The 18,515-nt window shown below is 67.0% G+C and carries 22 protein-coding genes and 1 pseudogene; 8 read left to right on the top strand and 15 right to left on the bottom strand.

The genetic code is table 11. From position 1 onward, the window contains the following. Window positions 1-204 precede the first annotated feature (204 nt). The 11 genes from PQB87_RS25555 to PQB87_RS25505 all read right to left on the bottom strand — a co-directional run bounded on the left by PQB87_RS25555 (window position 205) and on the right by PQB87_RS25505 (window position 7,332). Complete coding sequence (locus PQB87_RS25555; protein WP_059683673.1) at window positions 205-552, bottom strand: copper-binding protein; 348 nt, start codon at window positions 550-552, stop codon at window positions 205-207. A gap of 66 nt (window positions 553-618) precedes the next feature. After that, window positions 619-1,410, bottom strand: a complete 792-nt coding sequence (locus PQB87_RS25550; RefSeq protein WP_489244219.1) for a DUF2182 domain-containing protein — start codon at window positions 1,408-1,410, stop codon at window positions 619-621. Continuing rightward, window positions 1,407-2,051 carry a DUF1326 domain-containing protein gene (locus tag PQB87_RS25545; protein WP_027791701.1) on the bottom strand — a complete coding sequence of 215 codons (645 nt, stop codon included), beginning with the start codon at window positions 2,049-2,051 and terminating at the stop codon, window positions 1,407-1,409. Before PQB87_RS25545 ends, PQB87_RS25550 begins: the two co-directional genes overlap by 4 nt. A 178-nt stretch (window positions 2,052-2,229) precedes the next feature. Then, window positions 2,230-2,529 (bottom strand): hypothetical protein, encoded by a 300-nt coding sequence (locus tag PQB87_RS25540; RefSeq protein ID WP_021164379.1) that lies wholly within the window; start codon window positions 2,527-2,529, stop codon window positions 2,230-2,232. A gap of 39 nt (window positions 2,530-2,568) precedes the next feature. Continuing rightward, window positions 2,569-2,982: a hypothetical protein gene (locus PQB87_RS25535; protein WP_489244217.1), complete on the bottom strand. Its 414-nt coding sequence runs from the start codon at window positions 2,980-2,982 to the stop codon at window positions 2,569-2,571. A 42-nt stretch (window positions 2,983-3,024) separates the two neighbouring features. Next, window positions 3,025-3,273 carry a hypothetical protein gene (locus PQB87_RS25530; protein WP_059683678.1) on the bottom strand — a complete coding sequence of 83 codons (249 nt, stop codon included), beginning with the start codon at window positions 3,271-3,273 and terminating at the stop codon, window positions 3,025-3,027. Window positions 3,274-3,367: 94 nt separating this feature from the next. Next, window positions 3,368-3,895, bottom strand: coding sequence for an acyltransferase (locus PQB87_RS25525; RefSeq protein WP_059589114.1), 528 nt, complete (start codon window positions 3,893-3,895; stop codon window positions 3,368-3,370). 2 nt (window positions 3,896-3,897) lie between these two features. Then, the gene (locus PQB87_RS25520) at window positions 3,898-4,842 is read right to left on the bottom strand and encodes an electron transfer flavoprotein subunit alpha/FixB family protein (protein WP_489244215.1); all 945 of its coding nucleotides are present in this window, start codon (window positions 4,840-4,842) and stop codon (window positions 3,898-3,900) included. 16 nt (window positions 4,843-4,858) lie between these two features. Continuing rightward, on the bottom strand, window positions 4,859-5,608 hold the full coding sequence (locus PQB87_RS25515) for an electron transfer flavoprotein subunit beta/FixA family protein (RefSeq protein ID WP_489244213.1): 750 nt from the start codon (window positions 5,606-5,608) through the stop codon (window positions 4,859-4,861). A gap of 32 nt (window positions 5,609-5,640) precedes the next feature. After that, window positions 5,641-6,429 carry an SDR family NAD(P)-dependent oxidoreductase gene (locus PQB87_RS25510; RefSeq protein WP_021159456.1) on the bottom strand — a complete coding sequence of 263 codons (789 nt, stop codon included), beginning with the start codon at window positions 6,427-6,429 and terminating at the stop codon, window positions 5,641-5,643. Window positions 6,430-6,495: 66 nt separating this feature from the next. Further along, window positions 6,496-7,332, bottom strand: coding sequence for an alpha/beta fold hydrolase (locus PQB87_RS25505; protein WP_059683683.1), 837 nt, complete (start codon window positions 7,330-7,332; stop codon window positions 6,496-6,498). Window positions 7,333-7,471: 139 nt separating this feature from the next. Here PQB87_RS25505 and PQB87_RS25500 point away from each other — a divergent pair, with 139 nt between their 5' ends. From PQB87_RS25500 to PQB87_RS25470, 7 genes and pseudogenes are all read left to right on the top strand, one after another. Beyond that, entirely contained in the window at window positions 7,472-8,251 is a 780-nt protein-coding gene (locus PQB87_RS25500) for an SDR family oxidoreductase (RefSeq protein ID WP_059683684.1), read from the top strand. Window positions 8,252-8,404: 153 nt separating this feature from the next. Next, window positions 8,405-9,970 (top strand): DUF1302 domain-containing protein, encoded by a 1,566-nt coding sequence (locus PQB87_RS25495; RefSeq protein ID WP_222154289.1) that lies wholly within the window; start codon window positions 8,405-8,407, stop codon window positions 9,968-9,970. A 38-nt stretch (window positions 9,971-10,008) separates the two neighbouring features. Next, the gene (locus tag PQB87_RS25490) at window positions 10,009-11,391 is read left to right on the top strand and encodes a DUF1329 domain-containing protein (RefSeq protein ID WP_059683687.1); all 1,383 of its coding nucleotides are present in this window, start codon (window positions 10,009-10,011) and stop codon (window positions 11,389-11,391) included. A gap of 102 nt (window positions 11,392-11,493) precedes the next feature. Next, window positions 11,494-12,276: a 2-oxopent-4-enoate hydratase gene (dmpE, locus tag PQB87_RS25485; protein WP_060061671.1), complete on the top strand. Its 783-nt coding sequence runs from the start codon at window positions 11,494-11,496 to the stop codon at window positions 12,274-12,276. A 13-nt stretch (window positions 12,277-12,289) separates the two neighbouring features. Continuing rightward, entirely contained in the window at window positions 12,290-13,189 is a 900-nt protein-coding gene (locus PQB87_RS25480) for an acetaldehyde dehydrogenase (acetylating) (RefSeq protein ID WP_027791711.1), read from the top strand. Between the two features lie 16 nt (window positions 13,190-13,205). Further along, entirely contained in the window at window positions 13,206-14,237 is a 1,032-nt protein-coding gene (dmpG, locus tag PQB87_RS25475) for a 4-hydroxy-2-oxovalerate aldolase (protein WP_272546824.1), read from the top strand. Between the two features lie 3 nt (window positions 14,238-14,240). Continuing rightward, window positions 14,241-14,432: pseudogene (locus PQB87_RS25470) on the top strand (MFS transporter); the annotation flags it as partial. On the opposite strand, the gene PQB87_RS25465 reads toward PQB87_RS25470, so the two are convergent. Beyond that, window positions 14,433-14,675, bottom strand: coding sequence for a hypothetical protein (locus PQB87_RS25465; RefSeq protein WP_489244211.1), 243 nt, complete (start codon window positions 14,673-14,675; stop codon window positions 14,433-14,435). After that, complete coding sequence (locus PQB87_RS25460; RefSeq protein WP_489244210.1) at window positions 14,672-15,919, bottom strand: alkaline phosphatase family protein; 1,248 nt, start codon at window positions 15,917-15,919, stop codon at window positions 14,672-14,674. Before PQB87_RS25460 ends, PQB87_RS25465 begins: the two co-directional genes overlap by 4 nt. 591 nt (window positions 15,920-16,510) lie before the next feature. Between PQB87_RS25460 and PQB87_RS25455 the strand changes: the two genes are divergently transcribed. Continuing rightward, window positions 16,511-17,146, top strand: coding sequence for an alpha/beta fold hydrolase (locus tag PQB87_RS25455; protein WP_489244209.1), 636 nt, complete (start codon window positions 16,511-16,513; stop codon window positions 17,144-17,146). A 169-nt stretch (window positions 17,147-17,315) separates the two neighbouring features. Here PQB87_RS25455 and infA read toward each other — a convergent pair whose 3' ends face one another. After that, on the bottom strand, window positions 17,316-17,579 hold the full coding sequence (infA, locus tag PQB87_RS25450) for a translation initiation factor IF-1 (protein WP_027791717.1): 264 nt from the start codon (window positions 17,577-17,579) through the stop codon (window positions 17,316-17,318). Window positions 17,580-18,047: 468 nt separating this feature from the next. Then, window positions 18,048-18,251 carry a cold-shock protein gene (locus PQB87_RS25445; RefSeq protein ID WP_006483056.1) on the bottom strand — a complete coding sequence of 68 codons (204 nt, stop codon included), beginning with the start codon at window positions 18,249-18,251 and terminating at the stop codon, window positions 18,048-18,050. Window positions 18,252-18,515: the final 264 nt, after the last annotated feature.

Here is an 18,515-nt window from a genome sequence, read left to right as displayed (position 1 = left end):
ATCCCGCCGGCGCACCGCAGCGCCCCTGCCGGCGCCATACTCCCGCGCAGCACATCGCCCGCGCCTCCACCCGCGGCGTTCGATCCGGCCGTGCGTTCCGGCAGCACCGACGTAACACCGATCCGGCGTTACGTAGCACGACGCAAAAAAAACGGCCGGGACCGCACACCGCCGGTCCCGGCACATTGCACATACCCCGCGTCGTCACCGACGCTTCACGATCTTCACAATCGTAAGCGTGCCGTTCACGCTTTCGACCCGTACCCTGACCTTGTCGTCGACATGAAGCGACGTCAGCATCGCCGCATCGCCGACCTTGAACGCCATCGTCATCGGCGGCATCCCGACGTTGTCGAGCGCGCCATGCTTCAACATGACCAGCCCACGCCCGGCATCGATCTCCTTGACCTCGGCATCGGTCAGCGCCGCATCCGGCGCCGACATCTTCGAACTCCCCATGCTCATCGCAGGCATGTCGCTGCCCGCGAACGCCGGCATCGCAACGACTGCCGCCGCGCACCACGCGGCGAAAGCGTGAAAGCAGGTCTTCATCGATCGTCCCCCGCGGCCCCGAAGACATTCCCGTTGTTCATCGAGGCCGCGACGCGGATACCCGGCTCAAACGAACAACGTCGCACCGGCCCATGCGATCAGCACGACGCCCAGCACGCGCCCGGCGCGCTCGCCGCCGGGCAGGATTTTTTCCGCGAACACGAACACCGACAGCGCGGCGATCCACACGACGTTCATCACGCCGCCGACGAACAGCAGCGCCATCAGCAACCCGCAGCACCCGACGCAATACATCCCGTGTCGCGCACCGAGCAGGAAACTGCCGGCGATGCCCGGACGCCAGTGCGCAACCAGAAAGGCGGCCGGCGCGCGGCATTGCCGAAGGCATGCACGTTTCAGCGGCGAGAATTGATAGAGCCCGGCCAGCGCGAGCACGGCCGCGGAAAGCACCGCACTCTTCGACCACAGCATCATCGCGGAGATCAGCCCGGCCGGCTGCAGCAATTCCTGCAGCAACGCCGCGCCGACCGAGAACGCGAGCCACGCGGCCAGATAGCCGGCCAGCAGCGACATCGACGTCAACGCAGCCGCCGCGCCGTCCGCGCCGCGATGCCTGAGCACGCGCCGGTACAGCATCACGAGCGGCGCCGCGCTGGGCGTCATCATCGCGATCATCATCACCCACCACATCGCGATCACGGTCGGCAGCGACGGATCCATGCTGCCCATGTCGCCCGCCAGCCGATGCGGAAAGAGCGCGATCGCCGTCATCTGCAGCGCCGACATGCCGGTGCCCGCGCCGGTCCACAGGTAGAACCAGCACACGCCGACGAGCGCGGCCATGCCGAGCAGCGTGACGACGCGCTCGCGCCCGAGCCAGGTGTCGAACGGGGTCATGCCGCCGCGCGATGCCGGATCAGCCCGTGGTTGTTCAGGTGCAGCCGCGCGAACTGCGCATAGGTTCCGTCGAGGTTCAGCACGATGTTGCCTTGCGAGCGCCCGGTGCCCGAACCGATCTCGGCGAGTTCGTACTCGAAACCGTTCGGCAGGTCGATCCGCGCGCGATGCTCGGCGCCTGTCACCGGGTTGCGGATCGGATCGCCCGCGACGTCGAACACGCCGTCGACATGAATCCGGCCGTGCCGCGCATCGACATCGACGTCGAAATCGATCTTCGTGAAGATCGGCTCGAACGCGTGCTCGAGCGTCGACGCGAATACCGCGAACATCGTCGCAAACGGATCGGTATCCTGACCGGTCATGATCTTCAGCACCGCTTCGCGCTGCGCCGGACTCGCGCGCTCGTCGACGATCGGCTGGCACTTGCCACGGCCTTCGTGGACCGCCCCCGGCCACTGAAACACGACCGCAATCCTGACGCCGTCGAGCACCACGTCGCCATAGTGACCGCTGTCGATCGAAATCGCACCCATTGCTTCGCATCCGCCGTGGGTCGGCGGTGCATTGAACTGGCAAGGACATCCGTATGAGCAATTGCAGCTCATCATTTCGGTACCCTGAATCTCCCACGGCGTCATGGCTTCACCTCGCGCGCTGTAACACATGAACGTTTCGAATCTAGTGCACGGCATCGGGGAAATCAAAGCGGGAACGGATGACCGATACGACAGGAGAAACCCGCGAATTCCGGTGTCGCGCATGACGCGTCGACCGGCTCGCGGACAGCCGCCCAGGTCGAGACGTCACGCCCGCACGTCACACGACCAGCGACGCGACGATCGCACACCACACGGCACTTGCGCCGCACAGAAACACGCGCCGCGCGACGAGCATCCGCGACTCGTCGCCGGCGGTCTTCATCGGCGAAGTCGCGAGAAACGGCACGCTGGCGAGGCACGCGAAACCCGCGAGCGCGAGCACGATCACGACGTAATCGCCGAACCGCCAGGGCAACGGTTCGTGCAATCCCCAGTAGCCGAGAAACAGCATGCCCATCGAAAACATCGTCGCGGCGGCCGAACTGAGCGCGACCACCGATCCCGTCGGAAATTGCATGGGAGCCTCCCCTCGCGCATCGCGCGCGACGCCGGATCATTATCCCGGCGCGGAGGGGAAAAGCACAACGCCGGCCGGCAGCAGGCCGCGCCGTTCGCGGCGCGCAAGCGCAAGCACGTCGCGGCGAAACGCGGCATCGCGGATCGGCCGGCAAGTCGGGATCGCTGACGGTACTACGCGGCGATATCGAACTTGCTCAGGATCGCGATGCTTTCGCTTGCGCCGGCAACGCGCTTCATCGTCCCGATCGAATGGGGGCGGAACACGAGGTCGACCTGCCGGCATTCCGGCGGCGTCTTGCGCAGGGGGCGCCGGCAGTATCTTGCCGGCCGGCGTCAGCGTCAGCCGCAGCCCGCGTGGCGCGCGCTCGAGCAACGATACGCCGGTCGCCTCCTCGAGCAGCCGCACATGCGTGTCGATCACGGACCGCGCGGCGCCGATGATCGTTGTCACGGATTGACAGAAACCGGATTCGCGCGACGGAAGTGCCCGCCTTCAACCCGGCTTCTTCGTGGCCTGCACGACGGAAATCCAGCCCACCACCGCCGCGGCGACCCAGCAACAGGCGATCATCAGGTCGAGATCCATCCAGCCTTCGAAATTCGTGCTGTTTTCGAAGCTGCAGCGCTGATGGCCCCTGACCCACACGCAGCCGCTGATGAACTGCTGGATGTGCATATAAACGCTGTAGACAGCAAAAGCCGACGCGATGACCGTGAGCCGCAAACGGACGTTCTTTTTCATGTGACGCGAATGCCGGTGGAAAGCCAGTGCCGATCTTACGGCAACGGCAACCTGCCCGGCAATCCGTCGCATCCTGCCCCCGGATGCCCTTCGCTCACGCGTCGATCCGCCTGATCGTCCTCAGGCAATCCGCCGCCAGCTGCTGATAAATCCGCGTGCCGTTCGCCTTCGCGTCGATCTCCGCGTCGCTCAGCCGACGCACGACGCGCCCCGGCATGCCCGCGAGCAGCACGCCGCGCGGCACGTCGTAGCCGGCCTTCACGAATGCGCACGCGGCGACGATCGTCGTGGCGCCGATGGTCGCGCCGTCCATCACGACCGCATTCATTCCGATCATCGTGTCGGGTTCGAGCGTCGCGCCATGCACGATCGCGCCGTGGCCGATGTGGCTGTTGACGCCGAGCCGGCACGTCTCGCCGATCCCGACGTGCAGCACGCAGCCATCCTGCACGTTGCTGCCGTCTTCGACGACGATCGCGCCGAAGTCGCCGCGCAGGCTCGCATGCGGGCCGATGTAGCAGCGTGCGCCGATCGTCACGTCGCCGATCACGACCGCGCTCGGGTCGACGTAAGCGGACGAATCGACGCGCGGCCGCATCCCGTTGAATTCGAACAGCGGCATCGTCAGAGCGCCGCGACCGCTTCCGGCACGAGCGTGAACAGGTCGCCGACCACGCCGTAGTCGGCCACGCTGAAGATCGGCGCTTCCGGATCCTTGTTGATCGCGACGATCACCTTCGAATCCTTCATGCCGGCCAGATGCTGGATCGCACCCGAGATGCCCACCGCGATGTACAGCTGCGGTGCGACGATCTTGCCGGTCTGGCCGACCTGGTAGTCGTTCGGCACGTAGCCGGCGTCGACTGCCGCGCGCGATGCGCCGAGCGCTGCGCTCAATTTGTCCGCCAGCGGCTCCAGCACCTTCGTGTAGTTCTCGCCGCTGCCCAGACCACGGCCGCCCGACACGATGATGCTTGCGCTCGTGAGTTCCGGACGGTCCAGCTTCGTCACTTCACGGCTCACGAACTGCGACTTGCCTGTGTCTGCCGCCGCTTCGATCTTCTCGACCGACGCGCTGCCGCCTTCCGCTGCAACCGGATCGAAGCCGGTCGCGCGCACCGTGATGACCTTGACCGGGTCGCCCGACTGCACCGTCGCGATCGCGTTGCCCGCGTAGATCGGGCGCTCGAACGTGTCGACCGACACGACCGCCGTGATCTCGGAGACCTGCGCGACGTCCAGCTTCGCGGCAATACGCGGCGCGATGTTCTTGCCGTATGCAGTCGCCGGCGCGAGGATGTGCGAATAGTCCTTCGCGATGTTCAGCGCGGTCGCTTCGACGTTTTCCGCGAGGCCCGCTTCGAGTTGCGGGGCGTCGGCCAGCAGCACCTTCGATACCCCGGCGATCTTCGCTGCCGCGTCGGCCGCCGCTTGCGCGTCGTGGCCCGCGACCAGAACATGCACGTCACCGCCGCCTGCCGCGCCGAGCGCCTGCGCAGCCGCCACCGCATTGAGCGTCGCGGCCTTGATCGATGCGTTGTCGTGTTCCGCAATTACCAGAATCGTCATTTCGTTGCGTTCCCTGTTACAGCACCCTGGCTTCGGTCTTCAGCTTCGCGACCAGCGTCTGCACGTCCGGCACCTTCATGCCGGCTGCGCGCTTCGGCGGCTCGTTCACGTTGAGCACTTTCAAACGCGGCGTCACATCCACGCCAAGGTCGCCGGGCTGCGCGATCTCAAGCGGCTTCTTCTTCGCCTTCATGATGTTCGGCAAGGTCACGTAGCGCGGCTCGTTCAAACGCAGGTCGGTGGTCACCACGGCCGGCAGTCGAAGCGACAGCGTTTCCGCGCCGCCGTCGACTTCGCGTGCAACCGTCGCACGCCCGTCGGCTACCACCACCTTCGACGCAAACGTCGCCTGCGGCAAACCGGCCAGCGCAGCCAGCATCTGCCCGGTCTGGTTCGAATCGTCGTCGATCGCCTGCTTGCCGAGGATCACGAGCGACGGCTGTTCCTTGTCGACCAGCGCCTTCAACACCTTCGCGACGCCCAGCGGTTCTACGCTGTCGTTCGATTCGACGAGGATCGCGCGATCCGCGCCGATCGCGAGCGCCGTGCGCAGCGTTTCCTGCGCCTGCGCGACGCCGACCGACACCGCGACCACTTCGGTCACGACACCGGCCTCCTTCAACCGCACGGCCTCCTCCACCGCGATCTCGTCGAACGGGTTCATCGACATCTTCACGTTCGCGATGTCGACGCCCGTCCGGTCGGATTTCACGCCGACCTTCACGTTCGCGTCGACCACGCGTTTCACTGCCACGAGCACTTTCAACTGCACGCCTCCCTTGTGATGCAATAGCCGCGTCAGCGCGCGGTATAACCGCCGTCGATCACGAGCTCCGCGCCCGTCACGTAACGGCCGGCCGGCGACACGAGATACAGGATGCCGGCCGCGATGTCGCGCGGGCTGCCGATCTTCGCCATCGGCACGTGCGTCTGCAGATAACCGAACACGTTGTCCGGGTCCTGCCCCATCTGGCGGAACGCGTCCTCGAGCATCGGCGTGCGGATATAGCCGGGGTGTACCGAGTTCGCGCGGATGTTCTTCGCCGCGTACAGCATCGCGTCGACCTTCGCCATCATCCGCACCGCGGCCTTCGACGCGTGGTACGCGGGCACGTCGGGGCCGCCGACGATCCCGTACATCGACGACAGGTTCACGATCGACCCGCCGCCGGCCGCGTCGATATGCGGAATCGCGGCACGCGTGCACAGGAACACGCCGTTCACGTTCACGTCCTGCACGCGCTGCCACTGCGCGAGCGTGAGCTCGTGCGTCGGCACGTTGTGGCCTTCGATGCCCGCGTTGTTCACGAGCACGTCGAGGCGCCCGAAGCGCGCGACGATCTCGCCGAACACGCGTGCCACGTCGGCTTCCTGCGTCACGTCGAGCGCCCAGAACGCGGCCTGGCCGCCCTGCGCGCGGATTTCCTCGACGAGCGCTTCCGCCGGTTGCGACAGCACGTCGAGAATCGCGACGCTCGCACCGGCCGCGGCCAGCGTGCGCGCGGTCTCCGCGCCGATGCCGCGCGCGCCGCCGGTGATCGCGGCCACCTTGCCGCGCAGGTCGAACAGGTCTTCGATGAGCTTCATGTCGTCTCCATGTATGTGATCAGACGGCCCGCCCGCATCGGGGCAGGCCCTCGCGGGCATCCGGCGTTATCGCGTATTCCGCGCCGCAAGAAAATCGAGGCATTCCCGATTGAAATAGTCGGCGTGTTCCACCATCACCCAGTGGCCGCACCGGTTCATCAGCACGAAACGCGCGTCGCGGCAGCGTTCGAGGAACTTCAGCGCGCCGCCGACCGGATTGAAACGGTCGTCCGTTCCCCAGAAACCCAGCACCGGGCAGCGCAGGTCGCCGAGCGCACCGGTCAGGTTCGGCACGCTCATCGTCGAGAGCACTTCGGTCGGCTGCTCGACGCACACCTTCATCCGCTCGGCCACGAGCGCGTCGGTGACGATCGCCGGATCGTGCACGAGCAGCGTCAGCAGCTCGCGCATCGTGTCGTCATTCATCTGGCGATTGGTGAACAGCTTCACCATCCGCTGGATGCCTTCCATCCGGAAATAGGTGTCGCGATCCTCGACGCCGCCCGGCGCCATCATGATCAGCCCGTCGACTTCGTCCGGGTAGTCGAGCGCGTACTTGAGCGCGATCGCGCCGCCGAGCGAATTGCCGAGCAGCACGGCCGGCCCGATCCCGAGCGCGTCCAGTTGCGCATGCAGCGCGCCGACGAAAAAATCGAGCGTATAGGCGACGTCGGACGGCTTCGACGACTGCCCGTAGCCCGGCAGGTCGACGACGATCGCGCGATGGCCGGCCGCCGCGAACGCGGGCACGTTGTGCTTGAAGTTGCTGAAACCGCTGGCGCCCGGGCCGCTGCCGTGGATGAACACCACGGGCCGGCCCTCGCCCGCCTCGTAATGGTGCAGGCGCAGGCCGCCCGGCACGTCGGTGAAGATGCCGGCCGGCGGCGTCGTGGGGATCGTCATCGCGGGTTGTCTCCTTCGTCGTTCGATGGATGCCTGACCACGATGATTGCGTCGCCGGCGCCGGCCGGCATCATCCTTTCAGACTACGAAGCCGCGCGCGCTTCTTCCTATCATCGGCCCACCGAAACGGAGGCAGACGATGAACGGATTCGACTACAGCGGCAAGACGGTGCTCGTGACGGGCGGCACCAAGGGCATCGGGCGGCGCATCGCCGAACGGTTTCTCGCGGCGGGCGCGCGCGTGTTCGTCTGCGGACGCAGCGCGCCCGACACGCCGCCCGCGGCCGGCGGCCGCACGGCGGCATTCGTCGCGGCCGACCTGCGCGACATCGAGCAGGTCGACGCGATGCTCGCGACGATCCGCGCGGAGGCCGGCGGCCTCGACGTGCTCGTCAACAACGCGGGTGGCTCGCCGTTCGCGCTTGCGGCCGATGCGTCGCCGCGCTTCACCGAATCGATCGTGCGGCTGAACCTGATCGCACCGCTGCAGCTCGCGCAGCGCGTGAACGCGATCATGCAGCCGCAGCCCGAAGGCGGCGTGATGCTGTTCATCGCGAGCGTCAGCGCGTCGCGGCCGTCGCCCGGCACGGCCGCGTACGGCGCCGCGAAAGCGGGCCTCGTCAATGCGGTCACGTCGCTCGCGGTCGAGTGGGCGCCGCGGGTGCGCGTGTGTGCGATCAGCCCGAGCCTCGTGCAGACGGAATCGGCCACCGAAGGCCACTACGGCGACGACGATGCGCTCGACGCGATCCGCGCGACGATTCCCGCCGGCCGCCTCGCGACACCCGACGACGTTGCCTCCGCATGCCTCTTTCTCGCGTCGCCCGACGCGTCGTACACGTCGGGCGCGAACCTGCGGCTCGACGGCGGCGGCGAACGGCCCGCGTTCCTGTCGGCGACACAGGCCAACGCGCGATGACACGCGTCGCGCACGCGGCATCGCGCGATCGTTGCCAGTCCTAGGGAAGTCATCTAGTTCATTTTGACGATTCCCTGCTACCGCGATCTCCCTACTCTGCCTCTCACGACAACACATAGTCGACCGTCGTCGATACCCCCAAGAGGAGACACCATGCATCAACGGATTTCGCGCCGTACCGACAAGCGGGCAACCGCCACGCTGTCGACGCTGGCCGCCGCGCTGCTGACGTGCGCCGTTCCCAACGCGCACGCCGGCAGCACGATCGAGCTGGGCGCCGACACGACGCTGGACTACACGTTCACGCTCAGTTACGGCCTCGGCATGCGCACCCGCGCACCGAGCGGCAATCTCCTCACGCCGGCGAACATCAACGGCGACGACGGCGACCGCAACTTCGCGAAGAACAAGCTGATCGAGAACCAGGTCAGCCTGCTCGGCGAAGTGAACCTGAAGCACGACGACTGGGGTGTGTTCGTGCGTGCCGACACGTTCTACGACCAGGCGTACCACCGCCCGAACTACAACGACGCGCCGGGCACCGTGAACCACTCGGGCCAGTACAACAACTTCACGAGCGACGCGCGCTACTGGTCGGGCGGCCACACGACGCTGCTCGCCGCGTATGCGTACAACACGTTCCATATCGGCTCGACGAGCCTGAACGTGAAGGTCGGCGATCAAGTGGTCGCATGGGGCGAAAGCCTGTTCTTCCCGAACATCGCGGGCGCGCAGGGCCCCGCCGACGCGACCAAGTCGTATATGGCCGGCGCCGAGGTGAAGGACATCCTGCTGCCGGTGCCGCAGATCTCGACGCAGTGGCAGATCACGCCGAACTTCAGCCTGCTCGCGTACTACCAGTTCGCGTTCAAGGAGAACCGCCTCACCGCGCCGGGCACCTACTGGAGCTATTCGGACGTGGTCGGCCCGGGCGCGCAGTTCATCATCGGCCCGGGCGGGATGATCATTCCGCGCGGCGCCGACGACAAGCCGAGCGCGCGCAACCAGTGGGGGATCGGCGCGCGCTTCCGCGTGTTCGGCGACACGGAGCTGGGCGTGTATCACCTGCACTACAACGACATGAACCCGAGTGTCGTCACGACGTACTTCCCGACGCTCCAGTACCAGCAGACCTACTTCAACAACATCAAGCTGACCGGTGCGAGCTTCTCGACGCAGGTCGGCCCCGTGAACGTCGCGGGCGAAGTGTCGTACCGCCAGGGCGCGGCCGTGCTCGTCAATACCGCGATGGGCCCGCAGTCGACGCGCGCGAACGTGCTGCAGACCAACCTGTCCGGCATCTACTCGATCGGGCCGAGTTTCCTCGCGAATTCGCAGTCGCTGATCGGCGAACTCACGTACGTGCACGCGGGCAGCATCTCGGAGCAAGGCGGGTCGACCACGCTCGCGAATTCGCGCAACGCGCTCGCGATGGAGATCGCGTGGACGCTCAGCTACAAGAACGTGTTCAACGGCTGGGATCTCGACGTGCCGCTGACCTACACGCACGACCTGACGGGCACGTCGCCGCTCGCCGGCGCGCTCGGCTCGCTGACGGGCCAGGGCGACCACCGCGTGACGGCCGGCGTGACGTTCACGCGCCTGAGCAACCTGCAGCTGTCGCTCGTCTACGCGAAGTTCCTCGGCTCGCCGAACCCGGTCACGCGCCCGCTCGCGGATCGCGACTACGTGCTGGCCACGGCCACCTACCACTTCTGAGCGGCCCGGCCGCTCGTCACTCAGCAAGAGGATTTGTCATGAAGCGAATTCGTCTCCCCCTCCTGCGCGCGTCGGTGATCGCCGCGTGCGCACTCGCCGCGACGGCGTCGTACCCGAAGGTCACGCCGGACGACCTGAAGGCGCTCGACGGCCAGTTGACCCCGATGGGCGCCGTGCGCGCCGCGAGCAAGGACAGCGGCGTGCCCGAGTGGTCGGGCAAGTGGCTCGGCACGCCGCCGGACGTGCAGTACAAGCGCGGCAGCCGTTACCCCGATCCGTACGCAAGCGAGAAGCCGGTCGCGACGATCACCGCGGAGAACATGGCGCAGTACGCCGAGCACCTGACCGACGGCCAGAAGGCGATGTTCAAGCGCTATCCGGCCACGTTCAAGATCAACGTCTACCCGACCCACCGCGACTTCCGCTACCCGGATTCCGTCTACAAGGACATTCGCACGTATGCGCCGGATTCGACGATGACGTCCGACGCGAACGGCCTCACGAACGCGCCGCCGACGGTGCCCTATCCGATCCCGAAGACCGCCGCCGAATTGCTGTGGAACCAGCGCTTCTCGTCGTCGATCGGCACCGAGCAGGCCACCTACGACCAGGCAGTCGTCTACTCCGACGGCAACATCGCGTGGGGCAAGGTGCGCTACGACATCTACTCGCCGCGCAACGTCGGCAAGTACGACGTAAAGAGCGACCTGAACAACCGCACGTACTACCGCAACGCGACGGAGCTGCCGCTGTCCGATCGCGGCTCGCTGATCGTCGGCTTCACGAACTGGGACAAGGCCGGCGCGGACAACTCGTCGCGCACGTGGATGTACAACCCCGGCACGCGGCGCGTGCGCCAGGCGCCTGAATACGGCTACGACCAGCCGCAGGGCCCGGGCGGCTTCCGCACGGTCGACGACGACCGCCTGTACAACGGCCCCGGCGATCGCTACGACTGGAAGATCGTCGGCAAGCGCGAGATCTACGTGCCGTACAACAACTACAAGGTGATGGACAGCGCGGTGAAGTACGGCGAACTGCTGACCAAGGGCCACGAGAACCCGAGCTACATCCGCTACGAACTTCATCGCGTGTGGGTGCTGCAGGCCACGCTGAAGAGCGGCTACCGTCACCAGTACGCGAAGCGCGTGCTGTACATCGACGAGGATTCGTGGCAATCGCTGCTCGCGGACAACTACGACGCGCGCGGCCAGCTGTGGCGCACCAACGTCGCGACGTCGCTGTACGCCTACGACGCCAAGGTGTTCTACCCGAGCGCGGTGTTCTTCCACGACCTGATCTCCGGCGCGTACATGGCCGACCGACTGACGAACGAAGGCCCGATGCCGAAGCTCGACAACAGCCCGCAGTTCAACGAGGCGTATTTCTCGCCTGACGCGATCCGCAGTTCGGGCAACTGATCGACCGACCGACGCGGCATGCCCGCGAGCCACGCGCCGGAGCCCCGCTCCGGCGCACGACGCCGCCCGTGACGGCGGCCATTTCCATTCGAGGGCCCTTTCATGTCTTCCTGCCTGCATACGACGCTCGGCGACGAGCTGTACGCCGCATGGCACGCGCGCGCACCGGTCGCGCCGCTGTCGGGCCGTGCGCGCCGCCTGTCGCTCGACGACGCGTACCGCATCCAGCAGCGCTTCATCGAACGCCGCGTCGAACACGGCGAAGCGGTCGTCGGCAAGAAGATCGGCGTGACGAGCCAGGCCGTGCAGGACATGCTGAACGTGCGCCAGCCCGATTTCGGCATCCTGCTGTCGGGCATGCACTACGCGGCCGGCGAGGCGATCGCCGCCGATTCGCTGATCGCCCCGCGCGCCGAGGGCGAGATCGCGTTCATCCTCGCGCGCGACCTGCGCGGCCCCGGCATCGACCGCACCGACGTGATCGCCGCGACGGCCGCCGTCGCGCCCTGCTTCGAGATCGTCGACTCGCGCATCCGCGACTGGGCGATCCGCATCGAGGACACCGTCGCCGACAACGCGTCGTGCGGCGTGTACGTGCTCGGCGAAACGCGCGTCGACCCGCGCACGCTCGATCTCGCCGCGTGCGAGATGACGATCGAGAAGAACGGCGAGCCCGTCGCGCAAGGCCGCGGCGACGCGGCGCTCGGCCATCCCGCCGACGCGGTCGCGTGGCTCGCGAACACGCTCGCCGCGTATGACGTACCGCTGCTCGCCGGCGAGATCGTGCTGTCCGGCTCGCTCGCGAAACTGATTCCGGTCACGGCCGGCGACGCGCTGTCGATGCATATCTCCGGCATCGGCAGTTGCGACGTCCGCTTTATCTAAAGGAACCATCCTGATGAAAAAAATCAAATGCGCACTGATCGGGCCGGGCAACATCGGCACCGACCTGCTGGTCAAGCTGCGCCGCTCGCCGGTGCTCGAACCCGTGTGGATGGTCGGCATCGATCCGGCCTCCGACGGCCTCGCGCGCGCACGCGAGTTCGGCCTGAAGACCACCGACAAGGGCGTCGACGGGCTGCTGCCGCACGTCGCCGCCGACGAGATCCGCATCGCGTTCGACGCGACGTCGGCCTACGTGCACCGCGACAACTCCGACAAGCTCACCGCGCTCGGCGTGAAGATGATCGACCTGACGCCCGCCGCGATCGGGCCGTACTGCGTGCCGCCGGTGAACCTCGACGCGCATCTCGACAGCGCGCAGGCGAACGTGAACATGGTCACGTGCGGCGGCCAGGCGACGATCCCGATGGTGTACGCGGTGTCGCGCGTGCAACCGGTCGCATACGGCGAGATCGTCGCGACGGTATCGTCGCGCTCGGTCGGCCCCGGCACGCGCAAGAACATCGACGAATTCACGCGCACGACGTCCGGCGCGATCGAACAGGTCGGCGGCGCACGCAAGGGCAAGGCGATCATCGTGATCAACCCGGCCGAGCCGCCGCTGATCATGCGCGACACGATCCACTGCCTGACCGACGGCCCGCCCGACGTCGACGCGATCACCGCGTCCGTGCATGCGATGGTCAAGGAAGTGCAGCGCTACGTGCCCGGCTACACGCTGAAGAACGGCCCGGTGTTCGACGGCAATCGCGTGTCGGTGTTCATGGAGGTCGAAGGGCTCGGCGACTACCTGCCGAAGTACGCGGGCAACCTCGACATCATGACCGCCGCCGCGGCCGCCACGGCCGAGCGTTTCGCCGAACAGATGCTGGCCGCGACGGCCGCCACAGCTTGAGTCGAGGAGTCACACGATGTCACTTGCAGGCAAGAAGATCACCGTCCACGACATGTCGCTGCGCGACGGGATGCACCCGAAGCGCCACCAGATCACGCTCGACCAGATGCGCAATATCGCGCGCGGGCTCGACGCGGCCGGCGTGCCGCTGATCGAGGTCACGCACGGCGACGGGCTCGGCGGCGCCTCGGTCAACTACGGTTTCCCCGCGCACACCGACGAGGCGTACCTGGGCGCCGTGATCCCGGAGCTGAAGCAGGCGAAGGTGTCGGCGCTGCTGCTGCCCGGCATCGGCACCGTCGAGCATCTGCGCATGGCGCACGAACTCGGCGTCGGCACGATCCGCGTCGCGACGCACTGCACCGAAGCGGACGTATCGGAACAGCACATCGGCCTCGCGCGCACGCTCGGCCTCGATACGGTCGGCTTCCTGATGATGGCGCACATGTCGTCGCCGGCGCAGCTCGTCGTGCAGGCGAAGCTGATGGAATCGTACGGCGCGAACTGCATCTACATCACCGATTCGGCCGGCCACATGCTGCCCGACGACGTGACCGCGCGGATCGGCCAGGTGCGCGACGCGCTGAAGCCGGAGACGGAGCTGGGCTTCCACGGCCATCACAACCTCGCGATGGGAGTCGCGAACTCGGTCGCGGCCGTGGCGGCCGGTGCGAACCGGATTGATGCGGCCGCGGCCGGCCTCGGCGCCGGCGCGGGCAACACGCCGATGGAAGTGTTCGTCGCGGTGTGCGACCGGATGGGGATCGAGACGGGCGTCGACGTGTTCGCGATCTCGGACGTCGCCGAGGATCTCGTCGTGCCGATCATGGATGCGCCGATCCGCCTCGACCGCGATGCGCTGACGCTCGGCTATGCGGGCGTCTACTCGTCGTTCCTGCTGTTCGCGAAGCGCGCGGAAGCGAAGTACGGGATTCCCGCACGCGACATCCTCGTCGAACTGGGCCGGCAGCGGCTCGTCGGCGGGCAGGAGGACATGATCGAGGATGCGGCGCTGACGATGGTGCGGGCGCGGGAGGTGGCGGCGTAAGCGAACGCGGGCGTCGGCGCAGTGCAACGGGTTGTCGGCATCGACAACCTCGCTTGCGCGGCACTGCTGCCGACGGGCCGGCTGCTCGCCGATTTGCACGGCCGGCGCCGCATCTTCATCGCGGGCACGGCCCCCTTCACCGTCGCATCACTGCTGTGCACGCTCGCGCCTTCGGTATCGGTGCCGCTCGCCGCATCACCGATGCTTCCCGCCGTGCCTGCGCCGCCGATGCGCTTCGCGCGCCCGCAGCAGCGACGGCATCAGTTCCTCGATGTATTGCCGCGCCTGCCCTCGCGTCACGATCTCGCTGAAGCGCTGATGGGCCTTGTCATGGCCGACCAGCGCCGCATGCGCTTTCTTCAGGATGTGCAGGTACGCGATCAGGCTCGTGCCGTCGCGCACGGGCAGCGCATCGCGCGGGTCCAATGTCGTACTCATGTTCCGATCCTTTGCGGACAATCCGTCCGGCACGTAGTCGTCACGAGCGCCAGCAGGTCGTTCGCGAGACGGTCGCGGTCGGTCAGCGGCGCCAGGCCGAACAGCCGCTCGAGCGTCGCGGCGACCGACGCATGGTCGTACACCGTATGGTCGACCCGCCCGGCCGCGACCCACGGCGAAATCACGATCGCCGGCACCCGCACGCCGTACACGTCGAACCCGAAGCCGCTCGCGTTCAGCGTCGCCGCCGCGCCATCGTTCGGCGGCGGCGCAGCGCCCGGCCCGACCGAATCGTAGAAGCCGCCGTGCTCGTCGTAGCAGATCACGAGCAGGCTGCTGCTCCACACCGGCGAATTGCGGATCGCGTTGTACACGCGCGCGACGAGCTGGTCGCCACCGGCGAGGCCGTCCATCGGATGCTGCGAGCTGCCGTTCTGGTAGGTGCCGTGCACGATGTCGCCGTAACCGGGCTCGATGAACGTATAGCGCGCCGTATAGCCCGCCGCGAGATCGGCCTCGAAATGCGCGAGGTCGTCGATGTCGAAGAAGCTGATGCCCTTCAGCGACGCCACCTGCGGCACGTGGCCGACCGGATTGCCCGTCTGGTCCTGGTAGATGCGCCAGTTGTCGTCGCCGAGCGCGGCGAAGATCGAACCCTTCGGATACGGGAAACCGTCGAACGCGTCCCACCCGGCCATTTCCTCCTTGGTCGGCGAATGGTCGAGCCCGGCCGACGACGCGCCGTGCAGGAAAAAGCGATTCGGCCAGGTCGGCCCGGGCATCGACGCGTGCCACGCGTCGCACAGCACGAACGCGTTCGCGAGCGCGTGCAGCGACGGCGCCTGCGTCGCGATGTCGACGCCCTGCATGATCTTGCCCGCGTCGGCCGGCTGCGGCGGCTTGCCTTCGGAACGCGACGTCGCGTAGTTCGACACGAATCCGGTATTGCGGACCGGCGGATAGGCCTGCCCTTTCACGAACGGCACGCCCGCGCCGCAGAGCTGCTCGAGCACGTCGGTGAATTCGTGGCAAGGATCGGTCGGCATCCGGTCGGGCGCGCCGCCGCCGAACGGATAGACCGCGCCGCCATACGCGTTGCTGTTGCCCGGCGACGCGGCGACGATGCCGGGGTAGCCCGACAGCGCGAACAGGTGGTCGAAGGAGCGGTTCTCGAGCATCAGCACGAACACGTGCCGGATGCGGTCCTGAACCGACGGGGATGCGGGGGCTGCGTCTGCACTCATGGCGCCTCCTGGCGTCGCGCGACGAAAGTCCGGCTGGCACGGCCGTTGGCCCGCTGAAAGACGCTGAAGGAATTGAAAGCCGCACGCGCGGCGCGGGCCGCGAATTGCCGACGAGTGTACGACCGCGCCGGCCCGCACGTAAAGCCATACGCGAGCCGAACGCGAACCGCGTCGCCGCGCGTGCGGTCAGCCGCAGGCCGGCGCGGTTTTCCGCGTCACGACATCGGGCTGACGATCGCGGTGCGGCTGTCGGACGACAACGGCCAATGCGCGCCGCATCGACGTATCGGGCGGGACGGTGCATCGAACGTTGACTTTCGCCGGTCGGCCCGATACGATCGACGCACTTTCAAGACGCCCTCCCGGTCCGCCGGGAGGGCGTTTCGTTTTGGTTCACCCACCAAAAGGAAACGCCTTGAAATGAACCGTATCGACACCCTCTCCTCCGGGCCGAACGCCGACCACGACGGCCTCGGCTACCTGCGGCACGGTACCGGCCCCGAATGCGTGATGGTCCTGCACGACTAGCTCGGCGACCATGCGAACTACGCGGCGCTGCTCCCGTATCTCGACGAATCGACATTCACGTACGTGTTCGTCGACCTGCGCGGCTACGGCGAATCCATCCACCTGAGCGGCAACTGTACCGTCGACGAGATCTCGGCCGACTGCCTCGCGCTCGCGGACCGTCTCGGCTGGCCGCGCTTTCACGTGATCGGCCATTCGATGACGGGCATGGCGACACAACGGCTCGCCGCCGATGCGCCCTCCCGCATCAAGAGCGCGATCGCCGTGTGCCCGGTGTCGGCCGCCGGCAACCGCCTGAACGACGACGCACGCGCGTTCTTCGCGAGCACGGCCGTCGATGACGATGCGTTTCGCCGGCTCATGCGATTCGTGACGGGTGGATTGTCAGCGCGCTGGGCCGACCTGAAGCTGCGGCAGAACCGCGAGCGCGTGGCGCCGGCCTGCCGGCTCGCGTATCTCGACATGCTGACCGGAACGGATTTCGTCGACGATATCCGCGGGCTCGACACGCGCTTCCTGGTGATCGTCGGCGACAAGGATCCGGGGCTCGACGAAGCGGCGATGCAGGCGACGTTCCTCGCGTGGCACCCGAACGCGCGGGTCGCGACGATACCGAATAGCGGGCATTACCCGATGCAGGAGTGCCCGCCGTATTTCGCGATGGTCATCGAGGATTTCCTGCGGGACGCGGCTGCCTGAGCGTTGGCGCACGCGCGGCGGCCGGTGAAGGCGATGTGGGCCGCTGCGGCATGACGACGCCGCCGGCGGCCGGTAAACGGCAAGCAACGGGCCGTCCATCCGGTTCGTCCGGCCGCGCGGGCCGGACGGGATTCGATCGGCACGCGGCTGCGCGCCCGATCGTTGCCGCTTAACGACGCGGCCCGCCGGTGCGCTGCGGACGCGGCGAATTCGCGTCCTTGTGCCGGAAGTTGATGCGGCCCTTGGTGAGGTCATAGACCGACAGTTCCAGCGTCACGCGGTCGCCTGCGAGAATGCGGATGTGGTTCTTGCGCATGCGGCCCGACGCGTATGCGCCCACCACGACGCCGTTTTCCAGCGTGACACGGTATTTGCTGTCCGGCAGCACTTCGTCGACGATTCCGTCCAGTTCCAGCAGTTCTTCTTTTGCCAAACCAATTCCTCCAGACAAGGTAATTGACCGCAGCCGCGGCGATCTGCCCGGCGCCGTGTCCCGCAACGGGACGGCGGCCGGCAGGCTGCCGGGGATCGGTTCGTTCAGACGGGCCATGGGCCTGTCTTGCGATCGGAGCCCGGCGCGTTGCGGCGTTCAGGCGGTCGGTGGCGGCGGCGCATAAAGCGCCGCGCAAGTCGGGACCGCGCCGGCAAGGCATGGCGGCGGTCTGCTCGGGTTGATGCGTTGAAGCGGTGATGCGCTGGCGAAGCGGCGGGCGCTTCGCGAGGGCGTTGCGTCGCTCGCCGTTCAGGCATGCGATGAGGGAGGCGACACGACCGATGCATCGTGAATGTCGCGATGCATCGGTCGTGCGCATCGGAAACGCGCCGGCTGCCGCCGAAGCGGCGCCGTGCGCGCCAATCCGTCCGGCGGCGGCCACCGTTTGGCGGCCGCTGCCGATGCGGCTTACTGCGGCGTGATGTTCGACGCTTGCAGACCCTTCGGGCCGCGCTTCACTTCGAAGCTGACCTTCTGGCCTTCGGCCAGGGTCTTGAAGCCCGTGCCGCGAATTTCAGAGAAATGGGCGAACAGATCGTCGCCGCCGTTGTCCGGGGAGATGAAACCAAAGCCCTTGGTTTCGTTGAACCACTTGACGGTACCGGTATCCACAAATACTTCCTTAATACGAATAATTGAACATGCGCCCGCAACGGGCACAGAAAGACTCAAAAGAGGGAGAGACCAACGACCGCCGCACGGAGTGCGGCCAATGATGAGCAATCGAACTTCTTGAACACTTCGGCCATGGACACTACGCGGTAGCGGCCGTTTCGTCAAGTCATTTTGATGCGGCGCACAAGCCCACCCGCCGCGTGCGCCTTGCGCGGCGGGTGTTGCCGGCCGACGGGACGCATTTCGATGCGCCCCCGCTTT

The sequence above is a fragment of the Burkholderia sp. KL41 genome (genome assembly GCF_057005415.2).
This window is presented reverse-complemented; position numbering and strand designations above follow the sequence as displayed.

Coding starts and splice junctions, on each gene's coding strand:
- PQB87_RS25460 (WP_489244210.1), bottom strand. CDS start 15,919: ATGAGTGCAGACGCAGCCCCCGCATCCCCGTCGGTTCAGGACCGCATC.
- PQB87_RS25505 (WP_059683683.1), bottom strand. CDS start 7,332: ATGACGATCCCCACGACGCCGCCGGCCGGCATCTTCACCGACGTGCCG.
- PQB87_RS25550 (WP_489244219.1), bottom strand. CDS start 1,410: ATGACCCCGTTCGACACCTGGCTCGGGCGCGAGCGCGTCGTCACGCTG.
- PQB87_RS25545 (WP_027791701.1), bottom strand. CDS start 2,051: ATGACGCCGTGGGAGATTCAGGGTACCGAAATGATGAGCTGCAATTGC.
- PQB87_RS25520 (WP_489244215.1), bottom strand. CDS start 4,842: ATGACGATTCTGGTAATTGCGGAACACGACAACGCATCGATCAAGGCC.
- PQB87_RS25530 (WP_059683678.1), bottom strand. CDS start 3,273: ATGAAAAAGAACGTCCGTTTGCGGCTCACGGTCATCGCGTCGGCTTTT.
- PQB87_RS25490 (WP_059683687.1), top strand. CDS start 10,009: ATGAAGCGAATTCGTCTCCCCCTCCTGCGCGCGTCGGTGATCGCCGCG.
- PQB87_RS25555 (WP_059683673.1), bottom strand. CDS start 552: ATGAAGACCTGCTTTCACGCTTTCGCCGCGTGGTGCGCGGCGGCAGTC.
- PQB87_RS25500 (WP_059683684.1), top strand. CDS start 7,472: ATGAACGGATTCGACTACAGCGGCAAGACGGTGCTCGTGACGGGCGGC.
- PQB87_RS25495 (WP_222154289.1), top strand. CDS start 8,405: ATGCATCAACGGATTTCGCGCCGTACCGACAAGCGGGCAACCGCCACG.
- PQB87_RS25540 (WP_021164379.1), bottom strand. CDS start 2,529: ATGCAATTTCCGACGGGATCGGTGGTCGCGCTCAGTTCGGCCGCCGCG.
- PQB87_RS25480 (WP_027791711.1), top strand. CDS start 12,290: ATGAAAAAAATCAAATGCGCACTGATCGGGCCGGGCAACATCGGCACC.
- dmpG (WP_272546824.1), top strand. CDS start 13,206: ATGTCACTTGCAGGCAAGAAGATCACCGTCCACGACATGTCGCTGCGC.
- PQB87_RS25525 (WP_059589114.1), bottom strand. CDS start 3,895: ATGCCGCTGTTCGAATTCAACGGGATGCGGCCGCGCGTCGATTCGTCC.
- PQB87_RS25465 (WP_489244211.1), bottom strand. CDS start 14,675: ATGAGTACGACATTGGACCCGCGCGATGCGCTGCCCGTGCGCGACGGC.
- PQB87_RS25510 (WP_021159456.1), bottom strand. CDS start 6,429: ATGAAGCTCATCGAAGACCTGTTCGACCTGCGCGGCAAGGTGGCCGCG.
- dmpE (WP_060061671.1), top strand. CDS start 11,494: ATGTCTTCCTGCCTGCATACGACGCTCGGCGACGAGCTGTACGCCGCA.